Annotated in this window: 33 protein-coding genes; 27 read left to right on the forward strand and 6 right to left on the reverse strand. The window is 71.0% G+C overall.

The features are described 5' to 3' along the window. Positions 1–6: 6 nt before the first annotated feature. Positions 7–657 carry a TetR family transcriptional regulator gene (locus HW445_RS01880; protein ID WP_180219271.1) on the reverse strand — a complete coding sequence of 217 codons (651 nt, stop codon included), beginning with the start codon at positions 655–657 and terminating at the stop codon, positions 7–9. A 223-nt stretch (positions 658–880) separates the two neighbouring features. On the opposite strand from HW445_RS01880, the gene HW445_RS01885 reads away from it, so the two are divergent. Next, positions 881–2,113 (forward strand): acyl-CoA dehydrogenase family protein, encoded by a 1,233-nt coding sequence (locus tag HW445_RS01885; protein WP_180219272.1) that lies wholly within the window; start codon positions 881–883, stop codon positions 2,111–2,113. A 92-nt stretch (positions 2,114–2,205) separates the two neighbouring features. Here HW445_RS01885 and HW445_RS01890 read toward each other — a convergent pair whose 3' ends face one another. The 3 genes from HW445_RS01890 to HW445_RS01900 all read right to left on the reverse strand — a co-directional run bounded on the left by HW445_RS01890 (position 2,206) and on the right by HW445_RS01900 (position 4,471). Continuing rightward, complete coding sequence (locus HW445_RS01890) at positions 2,206–3,534, reverse strand: site-specific integrase (protein ID WP_180219273.1); 1,329 nt, start codon at positions 3,532–3,534, stop codon at positions 2,206–2,208. 63 nt (positions 3,535–3,597) lie between these two features. After that, a complete protein-coding gene (locus HW445_RS01895) occupies positions 3,598–3,801 on the reverse strand; it encodes a hypothetical protein (RefSeq protein WP_180219274.1) in 204 nt (67 codons plus the stop codon). 139 nt (positions 3,802–3,940) lie between these two features. After that, complete coding sequence (locus HW445_RS01900; RefSeq protein ID WP_180219275.1) at positions 3,941–4,471, reverse strand: helix-turn-helix domain-containing protein; 531 nt, start codon at positions 4,469–4,471, stop codon at positions 3,941–3,943. Between the two features lie 292 nt (positions 4,472–4,763). Here HW445_RS01900 and HW445_RS01905 point away from each other — a divergent pair, with 292 nt between their 5' ends. From HW445_RS01905 to HW445_RS01975, 16 genes are all read left to right on the forward strand, one after another. Further along, the gene (locus HW445_RS01905; RefSeq protein WP_180219276.1) at positions 4,764–4,988 is read left to right on the forward strand and encodes a helix-turn-helix domain-containing protein; all 225 of its coding nucleotides are present in this window, start codon (positions 4,764–4,766) and stop codon (positions 4,986–4,988) included. Further along, complete coding sequence (locus HW445_RS01910; RefSeq protein WP_180219277.1) at positions 4,948–5,265, forward strand: hypothetical protein; 318 nt, start codon at positions 4,948–4,950, stop codon at positions 5,263–5,265. The genes HW445_RS01905 and HW445_RS01910 overlap by 41 nt, the downstream gene beginning before the upstream one ends. A 96-nt stretch (positions 5,266–5,361) precedes the next feature. Further along, entirely contained in the window at positions 5,362–5,652 is a 291-nt protein-coding gene (locus HW445_RS01915; RefSeq protein ID WP_180219278.1) for a hypothetical protein, read from the forward strand. Further along, entirely contained in the window at positions 5,649–6,596 is a 948-nt protein-coding gene (locus HW445_RS01920) for a hypothetical protein (protein ID WP_180219279.1), read from the forward strand. Before HW445_RS01915 ends, HW445_RS01920 begins: the two co-directional genes overlap by 4 nt. Next, positions 6,593–6,853 carry a hypothetical protein gene (locus HW445_RS01925; RefSeq protein WP_180219280.1) on the forward strand — a complete coding sequence of 87 codons (261 nt, stop codon included), beginning with the start codon at positions 6,593–6,595 and terminating at the stop codon, positions 6,851–6,853. The genes HW445_RS01920 and HW445_RS01925 overlap by 4 nt, the downstream gene beginning before the upstream one ends. Continuing rightward, positions 6,850–7,947 (forward strand): phosphoadenosine phosphosulfate reductase family protein, encoded by a 1,098-nt coding sequence (locus HW445_RS01930; protein ID WP_180219281.1) that lies wholly within the window; start codon positions 6,850–6,852, stop codon positions 7,945–7,947. Before HW445_RS01925 ends, HW445_RS01930 begins: the two co-directional genes overlap by 4 nt. Then, positions 7,944–8,120 (forward strand): hypothetical protein, encoded by a 177-nt coding sequence (locus HW445_RS01935; RefSeq protein ID WP_180219282.1) that lies wholly within the window; start codon positions 7,944–7,946, stop codon positions 8,118–8,120. The genes HW445_RS01930 and HW445_RS01935 overlap by 4 nt, the downstream gene beginning before the upstream one ends. Next, positions 8,117–8,455, forward strand: a complete 339-nt coding sequence (locus HW445_RS01940) for a hypothetical protein (protein ID WP_180219283.1) — start codon at positions 8,117–8,119, stop codon at positions 8,453–8,455. Before HW445_RS01935 ends, HW445_RS01940 begins: the two co-directional genes overlap by 4 nt. Then, positions 8,452–8,640: a hypothetical protein gene (locus tag HW445_RS01945; RefSeq protein ID WP_180219284.1), complete on the forward strand. Its 189-nt coding sequence runs from the start codon at positions 8,452–8,454 to the stop codon at positions 8,638–8,640. The genes HW445_RS01940 and HW445_RS01945 overlap by 4 nt, the downstream gene beginning before the upstream one ends. 123 nt (positions 8,641–8,763) lie before the next feature. Further along, positions 8,764–9,018 (forward strand): hypothetical protein, encoded by a 255-nt coding sequence (locus HW445_RS01950; RefSeq protein WP_180219285.1) that lies wholly within the window; start codon positions 8,764–8,766, stop codon positions 9,016–9,018. Beyond that, positions 9,018–9,914: a YqaJ viral recombinase family protein gene (locus HW445_RS01955; RefSeq protein WP_180219286.1), complete on the forward strand. Its 897-nt coding sequence runs from the start codon at positions 9,018–9,020 to the stop codon at positions 9,912–9,914. The genes HW445_RS01950 and HW445_RS01955 overlap by 1 nt, the downstream gene beginning before the upstream one ends. A gap of 8 nt (positions 9,915–9,922) precedes the next feature. Beyond that, entirely contained in the window at positions 9,923–10,885 is a 963-nt protein-coding gene (locus tag HW445_RS01960) for an ATP-binding protein (RefSeq protein ID WP_180219287.1), read from the forward strand. A gap of 61 nt (positions 10,886–10,946) precedes the next feature. Beyond that, on the forward strand, positions 10,947–11,315 hold the full coding sequence (locus HW445_RS01965) for a hypothetical protein (protein WP_180219288.1): 369 nt from the start codon (positions 10,947–10,949) through the stop codon (positions 11,313–11,315). After that, positions 11,312–11,434, forward strand: coding sequence for a hypothetical protein (locus tag HW445_RS33125; RefSeq protein WP_257230770.1), 123 nt, complete (start codon positions 11,312–11,314; stop codon positions 11,432–11,434). Before HW445_RS01965 ends, HW445_RS33125 begins: the two co-directional genes overlap by 4 nt. After that, entirely contained in the window at positions 11,431–12,309 is an 879-nt protein-coding gene (locus HW445_RS01970; protein ID WP_180219289.1) for a hypothetical protein, read from the forward strand. The genes HW445_RS33125 and HW445_RS01970 overlap by 4 nt, the downstream gene beginning before the upstream one ends. Further along, the gene (locus tag HW445_RS01975) at positions 12,306–13,301 is read left to right on the forward strand and encodes a hypothetical protein (RefSeq protein ID WP_180219290.1); all 996 of its coding nucleotides are present in this window, start codon (positions 12,306–12,308) and stop codon (positions 13,299–13,301) included. The genes HW445_RS01970 and HW445_RS01975 overlap by 4 nt, the downstream gene beginning before the upstream one ends. Positions 13,302–13,366: 65 nt before the next feature. Here HW445_RS01975 and HW445_RS01980 read toward each other — a convergent pair whose 3' ends face one another. Together HW445_RS01980 and HW445_RS01985 are read right to left on the reverse strand one after the other, a co-directional pair. Further along, positions 13,367–13,675, reverse strand: a complete 309-nt coding sequence (locus HW445_RS01980; RefSeq protein WP_180219291.1) for a type II toxin-antitoxin system prevent-host-death family antitoxin — start codon at positions 13,673–13,675, stop codon at positions 13,367–13,369. 20 nt (positions 13,676–13,695) lie between these two features. Further along, positions 13,696–14,073 (reverse strand): hypothetical protein, encoded by a 378-nt coding sequence (locus tag HW445_RS01985; protein ID WP_180219292.1) that lies wholly within the window; start codon positions 14,071–14,073, stop codon positions 13,696–13,698. A 339-nt stretch (positions 14,074–14,412) separates the two neighbouring features. Between HW445_RS01985 and HW445_RS01990 the strand changes: the two genes are divergently transcribed. From HW445_RS01990 to HW445_RS02035, 10 genes are all read left to right on the forward strand, one after another. Further along, positions 14,413–14,766: a hypothetical protein gene (locus tag HW445_RS01990; RefSeq protein ID WP_180219293.1), complete on the forward strand. Its 354-nt coding sequence runs from the start codon at positions 14,413–14,415 to the stop codon at positions 14,764–14,766. Beyond that, positions 14,763–16,130 (forward strand): replicative DNA helicase, encoded by a 1,368-nt coding sequence (locus tag HW445_RS01995; RefSeq protein ID WP_180219294.1) that lies wholly within the window; start codon positions 14,763–14,765, stop codon positions 16,128–16,130. Before HW445_RS01990 ends, HW445_RS01995 begins: the two co-directional genes overlap by 4 nt. A 12-nt stretch (positions 16,131–16,142) precedes the next feature. Further along, on the forward strand, positions 16,143–16,415 hold the full coding sequence (locus tag HW445_RS02000) for a hypothetical protein (RefSeq protein WP_180219295.1): 273 nt from the start codon (positions 16,143–16,145) through the stop codon (positions 16,413–16,415). Next, on the forward strand, positions 16,412–16,657 hold the full coding sequence (locus tag HW445_RS02005; protein ID WP_180219296.1) for a hypothetical protein: 246 nt from the start codon (positions 16,412–16,414) through the stop codon (positions 16,655–16,657). The genes HW445_RS02000 and HW445_RS02005 overlap by 4 nt, the downstream gene beginning before the upstream one ends. 15 nt (positions 16,658–16,672) lie before the next feature. Further along, positions 16,673–17,464, forward strand: a complete 792-nt coding sequence (locus tag HW445_RS02010) for a hypothetical protein (RefSeq protein WP_180219297.1) — start codon at positions 16,673–16,675, stop codon at positions 17,462–17,464. Positions 17,465–17,489: 25 nt separating this feature from the next. Next, positions 17,490–17,774, forward strand: coding sequence for a hypothetical protein (locus HW445_RS02015; protein WP_180219298.1), 285 nt, complete (start codon positions 17,490–17,492; stop codon positions 17,772–17,774). Positions 17,775–17,848: 74 nt separating this feature from the next. Then, positions 17,849–18,079 carry a DUF6354 family protein gene (locus HW445_RS02020; protein ID WP_180219299.1) on the forward strand — a complete coding sequence of 77 codons (231 nt, stop codon included), beginning with the start codon at positions 17,849–17,851 and terminating at the stop codon, positions 18,077–18,079. 271 nt (positions 18,080–18,350) lie between these two features. Further along, positions 18,351–18,791, forward strand: a complete 441-nt coding sequence (locus tag HW445_RS02025) for a hypothetical protein (protein WP_180219300.1) — start codon at positions 18,351–18,353, stop codon at positions 18,789–18,791. A 78-nt stretch (positions 18,792–18,869) separates the two neighbouring features. Continuing rightward, complete coding sequence (locus tag HW445_RS02030) at positions 18,870–19,184, forward strand: hypothetical protein (RefSeq protein WP_180219301.1); 315 nt, start codon at positions 18,870–18,872, stop codon at positions 19,182–19,184. Then, positions 19,181–19,396 (forward strand): hypothetical protein, encoded by a 216-nt coding sequence (locus tag HW445_RS02035; RefSeq protein WP_180219302.1) that lies wholly within the window; start codon positions 19,181–19,183, stop codon positions 19,394–19,396. The genes HW445_RS02030 and HW445_RS02035 overlap by 4 nt, the downstream gene beginning before the upstream one ends. Positions 19,397–19,418 lie beyond the last annotated feature (22 nt).

Raw genomic sequence — 19,418 nt, forward strand, 5'->3', positions numbered from 1 at the left:
GCGTGGTCAGAAGGCCGGGCCGTCCTCGCGGTCGCCCGCGTCGGCGAGGCGGCCCCACAGCAGGTCGGCCAGGCTGCTGACCAGCTCCTCGCGCGGGCACGGACGCTCACCCAGCCACCAGTCGCCGGCCGCGTGCATCATGCCCACGATCCCGTGGCCCCAGACCCGCGAGACGTGCCGCCCGTTCGGGCCGAGGTCGACCCGCTCCTCGATGACCTGCGCCAGTTCCTCGCCCATCCGGCGCAGCAGCGGAGCCGAGTGACGCCCCACGTCGAAGCCCGGCTCGCCCGAGGAACCGCCGTCGGCCGGGTGCATCAGGAACCGGTACACCTGCGGACGGGCCTCGATCGCCGCCAGGTAGGTGTCGAGCGTCGCCTCCACCCGCTGCCGCCGCCGGTCGGCCGGCGCGTCCAGCGCCGCCCGCAGCGAGGCCAGCAGGGCGTCGGTGTGCCGCTGGGCGAGCGCCGCGTACAGTCCGCCCTTGTCGCCGAAGTGGCGGTAGAGGATGGGCTTGGTGATCCCGGCCTCGGCCGCGATCGCGTTCATGGAGGCGCCCGGGCCGTCACGGAGCACCACCCGGTCCGCGGCTTCCAGCAGTTCGCGGCGGCGCCGCTCGGTGGACCTCTGCTGCGCGGTCCCCTGCTGCGTCGTCTCCATGGTCGGTGCTCTCCCCACCCGTGCGTAATCGGTGATGCTTGCGCAAAGTAACACTGATCGGCCCGCGGCGGCCCTTCGGCTCGTAACTCGTGGCGCTGCCCACATCCGCCGAAGGGGTCCCCTCCTGCGGAAACGTCCGGGAAACAGGTGGGTTGACTTTCCTACCGGCCAGTAACAGACTGCGGTTACCGCAGGTAACACTTTCGGCAGCACTGGAGGGGTCATGGCCGAGTTCACCATGGAGCTCAACGACGAGCAGAAGGAGGTCCGGGACTGGCTCCACGGGTTCGCCGCCGACGTGATGCGCCCGGCGGCCGCCGAGTGGGACGAGCGTGAGGAGACTCCCTGGCCCATCATCCAGGAAGCCGCCAAGCTCGGCATCTATTCCCTGGACTTCTACGCCCAGCAGTACTTCGACCAGACCGGTCTCGGCCTCCCGATGGCCACCGAGGAGCTCTTCTGGGGCGACGCCGGCATCGCCCTGGCGATCATGGGCACCGGCCTCGCCGCCGTCGGTGTGCTGGCCAACGGCACCGACGAGCAGATCGGCACCTGGATCCCCCAGATGTACGGCACCCCGGACGACGTGAAGGTCGCCGCCTTCTGCTCCTCCGAGCCCGACGCCGGCTCCGACGTGGCCGCCATGCGCACCCGCGCCGTCTACGACGAGGCCAAGGACGAGTGGGTGATCAACGGCACCAAGACCTGGGCGACCAACGGCGGCATCGCCAACGTCCACGTCGTGGTCGCGGTGGTCGACCCGGAGCTCGGCTCCAAGGGCCACGCCTCGTTCATCATCCCGCCGGGCACCGAGGGCCTCTCGCAGGGCCAGAAGTTCCAGAAGCACGGCATCCGCGCCTCGCACACCGCCGAGGTCATCCTCGACAACGCGCGGGTCCCCGGCTCCTGCCTGCTCGGCGGCAAGGAGAAGCTGGACGAGCGCCTCGCCCGTGCCCGGGAGAAGGCCAGGACGGCGTCGAGCGGCGAGCGTGTGAAGAACGCCGCCATGGCGACCTTCGAGGCGTCCCGCCCGGTGGTCGGCGCGATGGCCGTCGGCACCGCGCGGGCGGCGTACGACTACGCCCTGGAGTACGCCAAGACCCGTGAGCAGTTCGGCCGCCCGATCATCGACAACCAGGGCGTGGCCTTCCAGCTCGCCGACATGCGGACCTCCGTGGACGCCGCGCGCCTGCTGGTCTGGCGTGCCTCCTGGATGGCGGTCAACGGCCGGCCGTTCAACGGCGCCGAGGGATCGCAGTCCAAGCTCTTCGCCAGCGAGACGGCCAAGAAGGTGACCGCCCAGGCGCTCCAGATCCTGGGCGGCAACGGCTTCACCCGCGAGTACCCGGTCGAGCGGATGCACCGCGACGCGGCCATCTACACGATCTTCGAGGGCACCAGCGAGATCCAGCGCCTGGTCATCGCCCGCACCATCTCGGGCGTCCACGTCCGCTGAGTCATCCTCCCAGTGGGACACGCATAGACCACCCTTCGAAAGAGCCCCCTCCCGGAGTGTCGGGAGGGGGCTCTTCGTCTGCCACGAAGGACTCAGACGGCTTCTGGGAGATGACTGGGAGATCGTTTGCGATCCCGGTGCAGTCTCTTGCGGACCTGGTCCTTGGTCGGCACCAGCGGGGGATAGGGGCCGAACTCACGACGGTCCACCACAGCCCGCTGCGACTCCTCCCACAGCATCTGCAAGGAGGCGGCGATCTCCAGTTCCATCTTCAGTGTCACATGGGAGTACACGCCTTCGACACCCTGCAGCACATGCCCCATCCGGGCCTCCACCGCCGCTCGCGGATGCCCCGCTTCGTCGAGCCACACCTTCTGACTGTGACGCAGCCCGTGCGGTGTCAGGCCCTCCACGCCCAGCACCGGACGCAGACCCGGCCGTGCGCGGGCACCCCGGATGACCGGACGCGGGGCGATGCCCTGCACCAACGGGGTCCAGGTGTTCGCGTACCAGTCGCCGCCCCGCAGCAGCCGGCCGCCCTTCGGCGCGGTGAACACCCACTCGCTCTCCGGCCGGTCGTCGAGCAGCTGCTGCAGCAGGCCAGCGAGGAACGGCGGGATGATGAGCCCGCGGCCCGAGTCGTACTTGTTCGGGATCTCGGTGAACTTCCCGTCGACGTACTGCGCCTGGTGGAGCGAGTGGAGCCGGGCCCCGCGCCCGGTGTCCTTCAGCTCGAGCTGGCTGCGGTGCAGGCCTGCCAGTTCGCCGATCCGCAGGCCCGTGTACGCGGCGGCGAGCACCAAGACGTACTCGTTGACTCCTCGCAGAGCCAGACCGTTGCGAGCGAGGAGCAGCGTCTGCCGCGGCGTGGCGATGGCCTTCTCGTCCTTCGGCTTCGCCTGAAAGCGGCCGCGCCGCCGGCCTCGGGTGACTGCCACGGGGTTGTCGGCGCGCAGCCGTTCGGCGACCGCGTCCTCCATCAGGACGCGGAACACAGAGATGATGCCCTGGACGTAGTTCTCCGACAGCTGGAGGTCGTTCCGCAGCTTCAGCCGCCAGACCGTCACCGCGGACGGGGTGATGTCGCGGATCGGGACGTCGCCCCACTCGGGCAGGATCCAGCGGTGTAGCCGCAGCCGGTACTCCTTCATGGTGAGCGGCGCCAGGTCGAGCGTCTTCCACCACCGCTCAGCCCACTCCGAGACGGTGAGCTTCCCGTCGTTCGGGTTGATGAACGTCCGCCTGCGCACGTCCGTTTCGAGGCCGTGCGCGTAGTCCTCGGCGGCCCGCTCGGTGTAGAAGGGCTGCCCGTCGTCGTCGCGGGAGACGCTGCCCCAGCGGCCGTTCGGGAGCTTGTAGCGGCCGCGCCAGCGCCACTTGCGGGCGCGTTTGTCGTAGGACCGCTTCTCAGCATGGGCCATGGCTCACCTCGCATGCGCGTCCCGGCAGGGCCGGACCTGTGCGGCATTGTGCCGCACCGGCCCTCATCCGGTTACCGCTCTCAGCATGCGCTGCGGGAACTCCTCGTCCCCCCTCGTCCACGTCGCCGCGGCGAGGTTGAGGATCTGTCCGAGCGCGGCAGCGCCGCGCTCTGTGATGACCTCCTCGTCCATGTACAGCAGGAACTCATCCGGGCCGTCGTCCATCCACACCTTGACGCCGAACGGCATGCCCGTCACACGGATCACTCTCACCAACATAGGTCCCCCAGACTTCGCTGCGGGCGCCCCCCTCTGCGGTGTGTGCATATGACATCACAGAGAGGCGCGATGAGGGGAGAGATCGTGTGTAGCTCGTGAGGAGAGCCGGAGCTGGTGAGGAGGGAGGTTACGAACCCTGCGCAGCCCGGCCGTCTTCGTCGTCGCCGGGCAGGTGACGGAGCGCCCGCTCTGTCCTCCGCCACGCCAGGAGGGCGTCCTGGATCTCCTGCGGGGTCGCGTCGGGATTCCCGCGCACGACGACGGCCATGCGCGCGCCGCCCACGCCCGGCAGCTGGATGACGGCGGAGTCCAGCAGCGGGTCGTCGCTCTCCAGCTCGTCCACGATCCGCAGGGGAAGGCTCTTCAGGTTCCGAGCGGGCTTCTCGGCCGGCTCGGTGGGCGCGGGCGCCGGGGTCGGCTCGCCGCCTTCGAGGATCTCCATCCCGGCGCCACGGGCCCAGCCGAGGTGGGGTTCGAGCTTCGCGATCGTCGGCGGGATGCGGGTTCGGCTGTCGCCCTTTTCCAGGTTCTGGACGCTGCCCTCGGACACACCGGCGAGCTCGGCGAGGGCCATCTGTGACAGGCCCCGCTTCTCGCGGGCGTTCCTGATCGCAGATGCGAGTTCCCTCCACGCGAGCTTGGTCCGGTCCTGATTCATGCGGCCATCATGCCGCAACGATTGGCAACACGCACACGTCGCAGGACCCAATTGACCAGTATTGATCGATGTTGGGGGCGCTTTTTTGTTGCCTCGTTAGCACCTTGTTACCCCCCAGTTCCGTCATGCGCTCCGTATGCGCGCCAGCGCACTCCGTGCATCTCTGGCCTGAGCCGCCAGCCTGCGGGCCGCCAGCAACACCCATCTAACACCCAACGAACCCCGGCCAACGCCTTGCTTAATCCGCTTCGATAGGTCTACGTTATGTGGCGTGAGACCGAACGGAGCCGCAATGAAGGCCATCCGCGAGCGCACGGGAATCAGCCTTCAGCAGCTCGCGAAGGACATAGGCAGAGACCCCGGCTACCTCTCCCGAGTCGAGCGCGACCAGCAGGGAGCAGGGGCCGAAACCCTCCACCTCTATGCCGACCGCCTCGGCGTCCCCATCGCCGCCATCACCCACAAGGAGCCCCCCAGTGACCAGGACCAGCCTGGCCCCCGCGACCACCCCCACTGAGCCCGGAATCGACACCACCCTCATCGACTGCCTCACCTCTGCGGTCGAGCAGATCCTCACCGCCCGCGTGAGCGACCTGGAGCTGCGCTGCTTCACCCCGAAGGAGGCCGGCCAGATCCTCGGCAAGTCCGAGAACTGGGTCGTCGAGAACATCCAGGCCCGCCGGATCCCGTTCACCTACGTCGGCAGGAGCCCGCGGCTGACCGCCGAGCACATCCGCTGGATCCAGGCCCAGGGAGAGGTCCGGCCCAGCAGGTACGCCGCCCGCGCCGCCTGACCCCAGACGCACAGAGGTCGCCCCGCACGACCAAGCCCGGGACGACCTCAGATCCACCCACACCATCCGACGAATCAGAGAGGTGGACCGACCCCCATGGTCGCATCCCCGAACCCCGAACCGACACCCGACTTCGACGAGATCGTCAGCGGCGTTCCCCGCATCAGCGCCTGGCAGGCCGTGTGGGAGGAGACCCGCGAGGCCCTGAACGTCGTGCAGCCCAGGGGCTGGACGCCCGAGGAGATCGGACGCCACGCCTGGGACGCGCTCCCCGAGCAGGAGCGGGAGCAGGCGTTCGACCTGCTGCTCTACACCTGGTGGTCCCTGATGGGCCAGTTCGACGCGGCCCGGCAGGCGCACACCGGACAGGCCGGTGAGCAGGCGTGAGCACCGACAACAAGAACAGCGGGCGCGTGGAGCAGCTCCTCCGGGCTGCCGCCACTGCGGTGAACAACGCCGTCAACGACGACCCCGCGCACATGCAGGAGCGACTCGCCAAGCTGCACGCCGCCGCGCAGGCCGCGCCGCCGGCCCCCGACCTGGCCGCGATCACCGCCCGCGCCAACGCCGCCACCCCCGGCCCGTGGACCGTTGAGCGCGACGAGTCGAGCCTCCACCGCTTCGTCGTCAGCGAGGACCACATGCTGACTGCGGACCTCGGCTACCTCGGCAACAGCAGCCAGGACGACGCCGCGTTCATCGCCGCCGCCCGCACCGACGTGCCCGCCCTGCTGGCCCGCGTCGCCGAGCTGGAGATCGCATCGCGCCAGTGGGGCGAGCGGTGGCAGGCCCGCTGCGACCACCTGGCGAAGCAGGGGCTGCGGTGGAAAGCCGAAGCCGACGGCAGGAAGAAGTACGGCGAGAAGCTGCGCGCCCGCGTCGCCGAGCTGGAGGCGCAGGCCGCCACCGCCCCCGGCGAAGCGCTGCGGAAGGCGGCCAAGACCCTCCGCGACGGGAACACGGACTGGACCGACGACACGGCCGCCCAGACGGTTGACGAGGTCGCCGAGTGGCTGGACCAGCAGGCCGCGAAGGTCACGGAGGCCGCCGCCGCCGTCCCGCTGCCGGGCAGCCCGGCCCACACGGCCGGCGCCGAGCAGCTCCTCACCCTCGCCGCGAGCGCCGACGACGAGACGGACGCCACGGCCTACCTTGCCGCGCTGCGCCAGATCCGCGAGGGCATGGAGCGCGACCGAGCCGCCGGTGACGAGTGGGCCATGGAGTGGATGGGCGAGGTGTGGGGCGAACTCCCGCTCGCCGTCCGCGCCGCCGCTGGCGACCAGGACGCCGCCGACGAGCTGGCCGACGCCGAGGCCGGTGAGGGCCAGTGAGCAGCGTCTACGTCGTCACCATCGGCGACATCCCGCTCGCCGCCGCCACCACGCTGAAGGCCGCGCAGGCCAACGCGCTGGCCCAGGAGACCCGCTACGACAAGCCGGGCGAGTTCGAGCACCGCTGGGACGAGTACCGGCCCGGCAAGACCTGGCGGCTGATGTCCCGCTCCACCAGCCGCAAGGGCCGTATGGCCTGGACCCAGTGCGCCGTCCACGCCGTCCCGCTCGACGCCGAGGCCGGTGAGGGCCAGTGAGCACCCGCAAGGTCCAGGCGCCCGGAGACATGTTCCCCGGCATGCCCGACGGCCTCCCGCAGCGCCCTCCGAAGGCCGCGGACGGTGAGCATGTCGCCCGCACCCTGGACGAAGCGATCACCAGGTCACACGAGATCCTCGCTGAGGCCCTCGCCGCCTACCCCGAGACCGCCAGCGTGTTCTGGCTGTCGTCCGGTGGAGGTGACTCCGGCAACCTCGGACACCTGCTGCGCGGCCGGTATGACGCGGTCCTGCACGTGAACACGGGCACCGGTATCCCGGAGACCACCCAGTACGTGCGCGATGTGGCCGCCGCGTGGGGCGACACCCTGCACGAACTGCACCCAAAGAACTCCTACGAAGACCTGGTGCTCGGCCGGGTACTCGCGTCGACCGGCCCGAACGCCGGGAAGCGCGCCGTGTGGAAGGGCTTCCCCGGCCCGGCCGGTCACAAGGTCATGTACCGGCACCTGAAGGACGAGCCGCTGATGCGGTTCCGGCGGGAGTTCCTCGGCGACCAGACGCGTCTGCCGCGCGCCGAGCGTCGCCGGGTGATCTACCTCGGCGGAATGCGGTGGAGCGAGAGCGACAAGCGGTTCCGCAACGCCGAAGCCATCGACCCGGCCGGATCCATCGTGTGGGTGTCCCCACTCGTCCACTGGACCGACGCCCACATGCGCGAATACCGGGCCCGGCACCGCTGCCAGCAGCAGCACGAACACGCGAAGCACCGGCTGTGCTTCGACGGGGCGCTGCCGCTGAACGAGGTCACCGAGCACATCCACATGAGCGGCGAGTGCCTGTGCGGCGCCTACGCCAAGCCCGGCGAATTGGAAGAGATCGAGTTCTTCTACCCGGAGACCGCAGCACGCCTCCGGGCGCTGGAGGACCAGGCCGAGGCGGCCGGCCTGTCCGCGTGCCGCTGGGGCCAGAAGCCGCCAGGCGAGTCCAACACGGCCGCCGTCGGACGCCTTTGCTCCTCGTGCGTGGCCATCCCCGGCCAGGACGACCTGATCGACCAGTGGCGCGACGCCGGGCTCATCACCGACGACCAGCACGCCGCGTTCCTGCGCACCGACGAGGCCGTCCGGTGACGCCGCCCGCGGTCCTCGCCGCCACCGCCGACGCCCCCCTCGTCCGGCTCCCCACCCTCCTCGCCGGACTCGGCCTCACCCCCAGCCTCGCCCAGCCCCTGCCCGCCACCGCCGACGTGCTCGCCGGCATCGCCGACCTTCCCGACATCGACCAGCCGGAGGACCACCGATGAAGGTCTCGCTCTGCAAGCACAGCTACCCCGTGCAACCGCCGCGCGGCTCGATGCTCCACCCCGGCGACTGCACCGGCTGCGGCATCACCTGGAACCAGCGCCAGGCCGAACTCCGCAAGCAGGACGAGGCCCTGATCGTCGGCAGCTCCCGCGATGGCAAGTGCCCCGACTGCAGCCACACCCGCCGCCTCTTCCGCTTCCAGCCGCCCGCCCAGCCGTGGCACGAGCCCGACTACGAGCCGCCCGTCACCTTCCTGTGCATGGGCTGCTGGGACAAGGCCGCCGAAGCCCACGACGAGAAGGTCAAGGCGCTGTACACGGAGTTGGCCGCGTGAGCGCCCGCCACTACACCGCCCGCCCGCTCACCGCGATCGGCTCCTGCGAAGCCCGCCGCCTCGCCCCCGTCGACGAGGCCCGCGTCATCAAGGCCCTCGCCCGGCAGCGCGCCGAACAGGCCGCCCGCAAGACCACCCCCGTCGTCCGGCCGCTCCGCGACGCGGCCGCCGCCGGACTCCTCTGACCCGCCGGCCGGGCGGTGAACAGGCCCGCCCGGCCGGCGAACCACCGACAACCGTAGACCGCCGCGTCGAGCTCCCAGCCCCGCGGCGGCCCGCCACCCGCACACCCAGAACGGAGCCAGAGCATGCCGCTCACCACCAGCACCGTCATCAGCCCCGAGGTCGCCGCCCACGTCCTCAGCCACTTCGGCCGAGGCGGCTACCCCGCCGGCGACTGGACCGAGCTGCTCATCACCCTCATCGACCGCGCCGACATGGCCAACCGGGCCAAGCTCGCCCAGACCTTCCCCGACTACGGCGCCGCCATCAGCCTCGCCAAGTACGACGAGAACGGCATCGCCCAGCTCCAGCACATCTTCGCCGGGACGGCGGCCGCCTGATGCCCACCACCACGACCGCGCCCACCGGCGTCCTCCTCGGCAACTTCACCCCCGGCACCCCGGAATGGAACGCCGCCCGGACCGGACTGTCCGTCACCGCCACCGAGATCGCCGCCATCGTCGGCCTCTCCCCGTGGATGAGCCGCTACGAGCTGTGGCACAAGAAGTCCGGCCTGCCCACCCCTCCCTTCCAGATGACCAGCGCCATCGAGTGGGGCAACCGCCTTGAGGACGTCGTCGCCCAGAAGTGGGCCGACGAGCACGAGGGTTACTGCATCGAGCAGGCCGGGACCTGGCGGCACACCGACCGAGAGTGGCAGCGCGCCACCCCGGACCGCCTCCTCACCACCGGCCGCGGCCAGACCGTCGAGCTCCTGGAACTGAAGACCAGCCCGCAGGGCGACGGCTGGGGACCCTCCGGCAGCGACGAGATCCCCATCTACTACCGCTGCCAGGTCCAGTGGCAGCTCAGCACCCTCGGCCTCGACACCTGCCACGTCGCCGTCCTCATCTCCGGCCACGACTACCGCGAGTACGTCATCGACCGGGACGACGAGGACGCGGCCACGCTCGTCAAGGCGGCCGCCGAGTTCCTCGACACCGTCCGCCGCGGCCAGGTCCCCGACATCGACGGCAGCAGCCACACCTACGACACCGTGCGGCTCCAGCCCGACCGGTACGACCCCGTCGACGTCGAGATCCCCGGCCCCATAGCCGCGGACTACGAGGTCTGCGGCCAGCAGTACAAGGCCGCCGCCGACGAGTACACCCGCGCCAAGTCGCAGCTCCTCACCGCCCTCGGCACCGGCAAGAACGCCATACACCTCGGCCGGCGCATCGCCTACCGCATCGCCGACGAGACCGGCGCCACCAAGTCCCTCCAGCCCGCCCGATAGGACCCGCCATGGCCCGCATCAGCGACCACCTCAACCAGCAGCGCCAGGCCCCGGCCGACAGCGACTTCACCGACAGCGACTTCACCTTCGCGCCCGCCACCCGCGAGAAGATCAAGGCCCGGCTCGCCCTCATGGGCGTCTCTGGCAGCGGCAAGACCTGGACGTCCCTCGCCATCGCCCGCGGCCTCGCCGGGAAGTTCGCCGTCATCGACACCGAGCGCGGCGCCGCCGCCAAGTACGCCGGCGTCAACGGCATCCACTTCGACACGCTGCAGATGCGGCGCTACGACCCCCGCGACCTCATCAAGGCCCTCGCGGCCGCCGCCCAGGCCGGATACGGGGCCGTCGTCATCGACTCCCTGAGCCACTTCTGGTCCGGCACCGAGGGCACCCTCGAGCAGGTCGACCGCGCGGCGAAGAAGGGCTACGGCGGCAACAGCTTCGCCGGATGGAAGGAAGGCATGCCCCTCCAGAACTCGATGGTCGACGCCCTGCTGTCGTACCCCGGGCACGTCATCGCCACCATGCGCGCCCACACCGAGTGGTCGCTGGAGACCAACGACCGCGGCAAGAAGGAACCCGTCCGCGTCGGCACCCGGCCCGAGCAGCGCCGCGGCGTGGAGTACGAGTTCGACGTCGTCGGCCTCATGGACACCGACAACACGCTGACCGTCATCAAGTCCCGCTGCCCCGACCTGCACGCCGCGGTCATCGAGCGGCCCGACGGCGGCGCCATCGCGAAGACGATGCTCGGCTGGCTCAACGACGGCGCGGCCGGCGTCGACCCCTCCGCCTATGTCGACAAGGCGACCGCCGACGACGCCACCTACGAGGGACTCCTCGCCCTGTTCAGTGAGGTCGAGTCCCGAGGCCTGCAGTCCACGCCGATGCTCGCGCCCGACGGCCAGGCCACCACCCTCGGCGACTTCATCCGCGCCCGCGGCACCGCCATCAAGGCCAGCCAGCAGTAACCGGCTCCCGGGGCACCGCCCGCCGCAATCAGGCGGTGCCCCGGCCAACCAGGAGACCACCATGACACAGCAGTTGCAGTTCTCCATAGCCGTCCCCGGCACCGTCGACCCGGCCGCCGGCGAGGCCGCCAAGGCCGACGGCATCGCCCGCGCCCAGGCCAGCACCAGCCCCGACTGGGCCACCGCCTGCCGCGGCGCCATCGAGCTCATGGCCCGCCGCGGCACCCCCTTCCAGGCCGCCGACCTCGTCGCCGAAGGACTCGTCGACGAGCCCTCCCACAGCGCCCACTGGGGCGCCGCCTTCAACGCCGCCGCCAAGGCGGGCCTGATCCAGCAGCACGGCTTCGTCCGCTCGAAGCGGCGGACCGTACACGGCTCCATCTGCAAGGAGTGGGTCGGCACCGCCACCGCCAGGAGGGCCGCCTCATGACCCCCGCCTGGCTGACCTGGGTCCTCGCCTGGATCGCCGTCAGCATCGCCGCCGGCCTCTACCTCGCCGCCGCCGGATACCGCCGCAACAGCCACCGTGCCCGGAAGGAGGAGTCGTGAGCTCGAACCCCGGCCTTGGGCCCATGGTCGACGCCGAACCCGCCCGCCGCCACGTCCGCAACCTCATGGCCGGCGGGGTCTCCGCCCAGACGATCTCCACCGCCTCAGGCGTCGGATACGCCACCGTGAGCGGACTCCTGTACAACCTCAGCGCCACCCGCCCCCGCGCCGTGAAGATCCGCCAGGGAAACGCCCAGCGTCTCCTCGCGGTCAAGGCCGAGAACGTCGCCACCCGATACGTCGCCCCCGTCGGAACCCAGCGGCGCATCCAGGCCCTCGTCGCCAACGGCTGGCCCCAGCGCCGACTCGGACCCCACTTCGGCATCCACCCCGTCTACGTCCACGCCGTCCTCACCCAGCCCAGCGTGTTCGGCACCACCGCCGCCTCAGTCGCCGCGGCCTACGACCGGCTGTGGAACCAAGACCCCCACCACCACGGCATCAGCGCCAGTGCCGTCAAGAAGGTCCGCACCCACGCCCGCGCCAACGGCTGGGCCCCGCCCGGAGCCTGGGACGACGACACCATCGACGACCCGAACGAGCACCCCGAATGGACCGGTCACTGCGGCACCGACCGTGGCTACTGGATCCACCGCCTGCAGGACCTGCCCATGTGCGGCCGCTGCGAGCAGGCCCACGCCCAGTGGCTCGACGAGCACGCCCACCTCGACCCGAAGCAGCGCAACCAGGAGCTGTTCAAGGCCCGCGGCAGCGCGCTCTCCCGCGAAGCCGACCTGGCCGCCGACGGCCGCGAACTCATCGCCCTCGGCGTCAGCGCCGAGCAGGCCGCCACCCGCCTCGGCGTCACGAAGAACTACCTCCAGACCGCCCTCCGCCGCTACCCCGCCGACACCGAACAGGAGCTCGCCGCATGAGCGACCGCCCGCACGGCTACGCCCGGTACCGGCTCGACGGCTGCCGCTGCTACACCTGCGGCTACGCCCGCAGTCAGTACGACGAGAACCGCACCAAGGCCATCACCGCCGGCACCTGGCAGCCCTACGTCGACGCCGCCCCCGTCCGCACCCACATCCGCTCCCTCCAGGAGTGCGGAATGGGGCTGCGAACGATCGCCACCCTGACGGGCGTGGAACGGCAGCGCCTCCAGAGCATCACCTCCGGCCGGCCCGAACGCGGGACTGGCCCCCAGTCCCGGATTCGCCCCGCGGCCGCGGAAGCAATCCTCCGCGTTGAGCCGACGCTCGAGAACCTCGCACCTGGCACGAAGGTCCACGCGGCCGGCACACACCGGCGGATGCAGGCCCTCGTGCTCGCGGGGTGGCCGCAGCACCAGTTGGCTGTCCGGCTCGGCATGACGGACCCCAACTTCAGCGCCATGCTCCGTGGCTCCCACGTCACCGCCCGGAGGGCACTCACGGTCCGCTCCTTGTACGACGCCCTGTGGAATGCCGACCCGCGCAAGCACGGCGTCGACACCCAGGCGTGCAGCAGGGCAAGCAACCACGCCGCGCGCAACGACTGGGTGCCGGTCGGGGCCTGGGACGACGACACGATCGACGACCCGGCCGCTGCGCCCTGGACGGCCGCAGAGGAACCGGCGCTGAACCGTGACGCCCTGGCGGCTGTCCGGCGCGAGGAGATCGGCCACCTCATCAGCTTCGGCTTCGCCGAGGAGGAGATCGCCCAGCGCCTCGGCATGGCGCTCAGCACAGTTCACAGCATCGTGCTGGAGATCCGGACCGGGCAGCGCCGGGAACGCCCGCCGCAGGGCGAGCCGAAGTGCGGAGAGGCCCGTATGTACCGCCGCCACCTCGCCCGCGGCGAGACCCCGTGCGACGCCTGCCGGGCCGCCAACGCCGCCGCCGACCGCCGCTACCGACTCACCGGCAGCCAGAAAGCTGCCTGATCAGCCGCACACGCAACGGGCCCCGCTGACTGGCGGGGCCCGGGAGGAAGGGAGGAGGGGAGATGTCAGGTTCCGTGCGCGAGCTCGTTGCGATAGCGGATCAGGTCGCGAGCCCACTTCTCGCTCCGCTGCTGGTCAGGAATCTCGTCGATCAGACGCAGCACGGCGACGACGGTGAGTCGGTCCTCGAGCGCCTGTTTGTAGAAGTCCGCCGGCACGACGTAGGCGCTGCGGGCGCCGCGTTCGGTGAAGGCCGCGGACCGGCCGCCGTAGCGGACATCGCGGATGAGCTGGGTCAGGTTCGCACGGGCGTCGGTCATGGAGACCTCGGCCACGCCGTCGTCGGCGATCCGAATGCCCTGGTCAGCAGCCATGGTCAGAGTGTAAGTCATGGTCAATCTCTCCAATCTTGCCAATCTTTAAAGTAGTGTGGCAGATGCGACCCGCGATCCGCCAGGGCGAGCCGCACTACCCCCGCATGCGTCCACCCCGTCAGGAAGAAGACCGCCCGATGCCTTCCCGGTTCGAGTTCGAGCGCGCGATCAGGCGCAGCGGTCTGCCGCCGCTGGCCCGACTGCTCGCCCTGACCGTCGCCACCTGGGCCGACGCCGAGACCGGACGCATCGCCGCCCGCAACCAGCCGGCCCAGTCCGTGCTCCTGCTCGCGACCGGCATGTCTAAGTCCGCCTTCCTCGCGCACCGCAAGACGCTCCTGGACGAGGGGTGGCTGCAGTGTCTGTCTCCGTCGCGGATCAAGGCCCAGAAAGAGCACGCCCAGAATGTCTACTCAATCCACATTCCGGCCGGTAAGGCTGGGTCGGCAGGCGACCTAGCCGAAACGGTCAATACCGGAAAGTCCGACAAGGCTAGGTCGGTAGGCGACCTAGCCCAACCCGACAAGTCGGACACGGCTAGGTCGGCAGGCGACCGTGCCCAAGCGGATGAAGTCGGACATGACCCGGTAAGGCTAGGTCGCCAGGCGACCACAAGAGTCTTTCCTTCTACTACTCCTTCCTCCTCACCTACCGGCCCCACGGGGGACAGCGGGCAGGCAGGCGAGGAGGAGCGGATCCCGGACGCGTTCGCCTACTGCCAGCCGCTCATCAAGGCCATGACCGACGCCGGACTCGTCGTCTCCTGGTCCATGACCGCCGAGGACTGGCAGTCCATCGCCCGCGTCCAACGCCGGGCCGGCGTCGACCAGATGGTCAAGTTCGCCCGCGGCGCCAAGTCCCGCACCCCCATCCGCTTCGCGACCTTCTACCTGCGCGCCGGATGGACCGGGCTCCCGCCCATGAGCACCGCCCCCGCACAGCCCAAGCACCTCCGAGTCCTCCCCGACTGGTGCGAAGACCCGGACTGCGACGAGATCACCCGCATGCGGCAGGTCGAGGACGACAACGACCTCCGAGCCCTCATCCCCTGCCCCGCCTGCCACCCCAGCCGAAAGGACACCGCAGCATGACCGACCACGACCAGGACAACCCACTCGACCGCACCCCGCCCCACGACCTCGCCGCCGAACACGCAGTCCTCGGCAGCCTCCTGCTCTCCCCGCACGTCATCGACCGCGTCACCTCCACCGTCGACGCAGCCGCCTTCTACAAGCCCGCCCACCAGACGATCTACACCGCCATCACCGACCTGTACGGCCGCAGCCGCACCCCGAAGATCGACCCCATCACCGTCGCCGAGGAACTCGGCCGCAACGGCGACCTCGCCAAGGTCGGCGGCGCCGTCTACCTCCACCAGCTCGTCGCCGCCGTCCCCTCCACCGCCCACGCCGACCACTACGCCGAGATCGTCCGCGACAAGGCACTCCTGCGGACCGTCATCGAAACCGCCAACCGGGCCGCCGCCCGCGCCTACACCCAGCAGGCCGACGCCGGCGAGATCCTCGACGACGCCATGGCCGAGTTCCAGGGCGCCGCCACCGGAGCCTCCCCCCTCGAGGTCAAGCTGTCCGTCGGCGACCGGTGGGCCGGCTTCCTCGACGAACTCGAAGCGGGCAAGGACCCCCGCGCCCTCGACACCCCCTGGCACGACCTCAACGACGTCGTCGAACTCAAGCCCGGCCAGCTCGTCACCGTCGGCGCCGCCACCGGCGGCGGCAAGTCCCTGTTCGGCATGAACCTCGCCGCCCACATCGCCCTCACCCGCGGCCGGCCCGTCCTCGTCGCCTCCATGGAGATGGGCGGCAGCGAACTCATGGCCCGCCTCACCGCCGCCGAAGCGGGCGTCGACCTCGACCGGCTCGTCCGCCGCAAGCTCACCGACCACGACTGGGCGAAGGTCATCAAGGTCTCCGACCGGCTGCAGAACGCCCACAACTTCATCCTCGACGACTCGCCCAACCTCACCCTGTCGAAGATCCGCGCCCGGCTCCGCTGGATGGCCGCCAACGGCCACCCCGCCGCCATGGTCGTCGCCGATTACCTCCAGCTCATGACCCCCGAAGGCACCGGCAGCAACGCCAACCGCGCCCAGGAAGTCGCCACCATCAGCCGCGGCCTGAAGCTCACCGCGATGGAGTTCGAGATCCCCGTCATCGCGCTCGCCCAGTTCAACCGCAACGCGGCCGGCCGGCAGCCCACGGTCACCGACTTCAAGGACTCCTCCGCGATCGAGCAGGACTCCAACGTGATCGTCCTTATGCACCGGCCGCCGGAGCCCAACCCCGACGACCCGGAGACGAAGAACCTGCCCGACCGCACCGGCGAGATCGACCTGATCGTCGCGAAGAACCGCAACGGCATCAACGGCCGGATCATCCCGCTCGTCTTCCAGGGCCACTACGGCCGCCTGCAGTCCATGTCCCGCGGCTTCTGACAAGGAGAACCCGTGATCACCTGGCACGAACTCGCGGCCGTGGAACCACGGCTCGCCGACCTCGAGACGGAAGTCCGCGCCGAGGCGGAGAAGGCGGAGACCGACCCCATGTGGTCGTTCTCCATCTACTGGTCGCGCACCCTGCGCCCCGCGATCAAGCCGCTCGTCGGCTGGGACCGCGATACCGGCGCCTACCCCGCGCTCCACACCGAAGAGGCCTGGCACACGGCCATATCCCACCTGATCGGCCTGCTGCCGGCCGACGGCGGGGGGTGGGCAACGTGACCGACCTGAGCCCCGAGGACGTCGCCGAACTCCGCGCCCAGGGCGACTTCCGCGACTACCTGCGGCAGATCACCGGCCGCGGCGTCGCAGCCAAGCCCGCGCCCACGGCGGCCGCCGAGCCGAAGCCGCCCGCCTACCACATCGCCCGCCCCGGGGCCTGGCCGTGCGGCACCGCCCCGTCCGGCCCCACTCCGCCGACCTGCGGCAACTGCCCGCCCCACGCTGGCCGCACCGCGGCCTGACACGAAGGAGAACCCATGACTGTCGACCAGAACTCCACCACCGAGATCGCCCGCCGCCACGGCCATGCCGGGCCGACCAACTGCCAGGACTGCGGCACCACCGAGAACGTCCACTTCGGTAGCTGGTTCGACCCGGCGACCGGCGAGAGCGGCAACTTCCTCCAGTGCTGCAACTGCGGCATCAAGGCCGGCGACCCCATCTACGTGCACGCCGAGGACGGATGCGGCGCCTCCGCCGCCCGCTACGTGCCCAACATCAACAGCGACCCCTGCGGGCAGCTCGCGTTCAAGCGCGTCCAGCAGCGAGCCATCGAGGCGTACCTCAGCGGCCAGCACGAGGCCGCCGTCCTCGAACTCGAAGGACGCGCCGCAGGTGAGCACGCAGTCGCCGCCATCCTCGACGCCGTCGGCCGGGCATACGCCGCAGCAGCCCTCAACCAGGCCTCTCAGGCACTGGTCGACAAGCTCAGCGAAGAGGCCTGCCTCGCCCTCGGCGACCTCGCGGCCGAGCTCGACTTGGACGTCGTCGAAGACCTCACCGGCGCCAACGGCACGGGCGAGGACGAAGGTCCGGAGGTGCGCGTCTTCCACTGCGCGGACGGCTGGACGATGGGCGGTTCACCGACGCCCGAGGCGTGCACCAGCAATCACTTCCGCCAGCAGGACGGCCGGCCCGCCTGCACCGACGCCGCCGTCTGGAAGGTCGTCGAGAGCCACACGTCCGCAGACGGCTTCCCCATGTTGTCGATCGGCTTCTACTGCGACGCCGACCTGCCCGCCGAGCACCGCCGCACCGCGGCCGCCTGACCCGCCTCACCCCGAAGGAGCCTCGATGCACCCGTTCCGCCTGAAGCCCGCCCCCGCCCCGGCCCCGACCCCGGCCGAGGTGTTCCCCCGCCCGGCCACCGCCGTCGAGCCCGAGCCGGCCGCCGCCCCGAAGCCCGACCGCCTCGTCCCGCACGCCGTGATCGAGATCGGCTGGACCCGCGGCCCCCTCGACGCCCGCCTCCGCCTCGAGGTGCAGCCCGGCATGGACGACCAGGAGCGCCGCCACCTCGAGGACCGCGTCCGCGACGCACTCGCCGCGGCCGGGCTGCCCGTCCGGCGGGCCGCCTGAGAACGCCAGCGACCCGGCCGGAAGGTAGCCGGCCGGGTCTGGCCCGAGCATCCCACACCCACCTGGAGGCCCCGATGACCACTCCCGCCCCCGCTGTCGGCCAGCTCTGGCAGGACAACGACCCGCGCAGCTACGGCCGCAAGGTCCGCATCGTCGAGATCGACGACACCCACGCCACCGTCGAACTCCACCAGCCGCGCCAACCCGTCAGCAGCGCCAAGCCCGGACGGCGGACCCGCATCCGGCTCGACCGCTTCCGCCCCACCAGCACCGGCTACCGCTACGTCGGCGAGGCGACGTCGTGACCGCCCCTTCGTCCACACCCCGCGGCGAGCACTCCGGCCGACCGGGCGCCCGCTGGGAGACCGAACTCGTGGCGGTCGGCGAGCAGTTCGTGCCCGACGGCGAGACCGGCCCGCGCGCCAACCGGGCATCCCGACGGGCCGCAGCACGGGCCGGGAAGGGCTCAGCGGCCGTCTGGCGGGCGAACAGCCCGCAGACGCACGCGATTACCACCCCGTCCCAGAACGGCCCTCAGGGGCCCCGTAGCGCCCTGCAGCCCGGACAGGAGACCCGATGACCCGCATACGGCTCGACGACATGACCAGCCAGCAACTCGACGACCTGTACCGGAAGGCCGAACGGTCCGAGGCCGCCCTGGAGCGCGTGCGCCAGGCTGCCCGCATCGCCGACGACGAGGACGTGACCGACTGGCAGCGCGGGTACCGGGCCTGCGCCAGTGTCGTCCTCGCCGCTCTTGCGCACCCCGAACAGGCCGTGCCCGCCCCGGCGGTGACCGAGGACGCCTGCCCGACCCCGATGACGCACAACTGGGGCTGCGGCTGTCCCACCGACCAGTACCGGCCTGACCCGCGCCCCGGCCCGGCGGCAGCCGAAGCGGCCAGCGCCATGACGCACCCGTGCACCGGGGCCGAACTCGGCGTCGCCCACGCCCCGCACACCGTCGGGCCCGCTCACACCCGGATCCACTGCCCCGGCCACCAGCCGCCCGCCTGACCGTCCCGGCCGGGCCGCCCGCCCACGGCCCGGCCTCGCACCACCCGCCCGCCGCACGACCGCTAGGAGCCCCGCAGCATGAACGAATCGTTCCCCGCCCTCGGCCCCGAGGTCGACACCAGCACGCAGCAGTGCAGCTTCAGCCCCGACGTCAGCGACAACACCTGCCAGGTGCCCGCGCTGTGGCACATCGCATGGGACACCGACCTGGAGAACGGCTTCGCCTGCCGCGAGCACATGGCTGTGGTGCAGCAGCGCTTCGTGTACATCGACCGGCACCCCATCGGCCCCGACTGCGGCATGCCTGGCGCACGGTGGGACTTCGACCACAAGCGCTGCAACCGCTCCGACGACACGCCCGCTCTCGCCGCCGCGAAGGAGCTCACCGCATGACCACGCCCGCCGGCCACCGTGCCGACGCCACCGAGCCCCGCCGACTGAACGCCTGCGGTTTCTCCATCCAGTCCATCGCAGCCGAGTACGAGACCGACGCCGCCCTCGCTGAATGCGGCCAGAACATGGCCGACCCGTACTTCCTCGCGGCCTTCGCGGCAGAGAACGAACAGCGCGCCCTCGACGCCGCCGCAGCGTCCAGCTCCCGCTGACCCACCCCCGGCCGGGCCGCAC

The organism is Streptomyces sp. UH6, assembly GCF_013421635.1.
Taxonomy (GTDB): domain Bacteria; phylum Actinomycetota; class Actinomycetes; order Streptomycetales; family Streptomycetaceae; genus Streptomyces; species Streptomyces abyssomicinicus.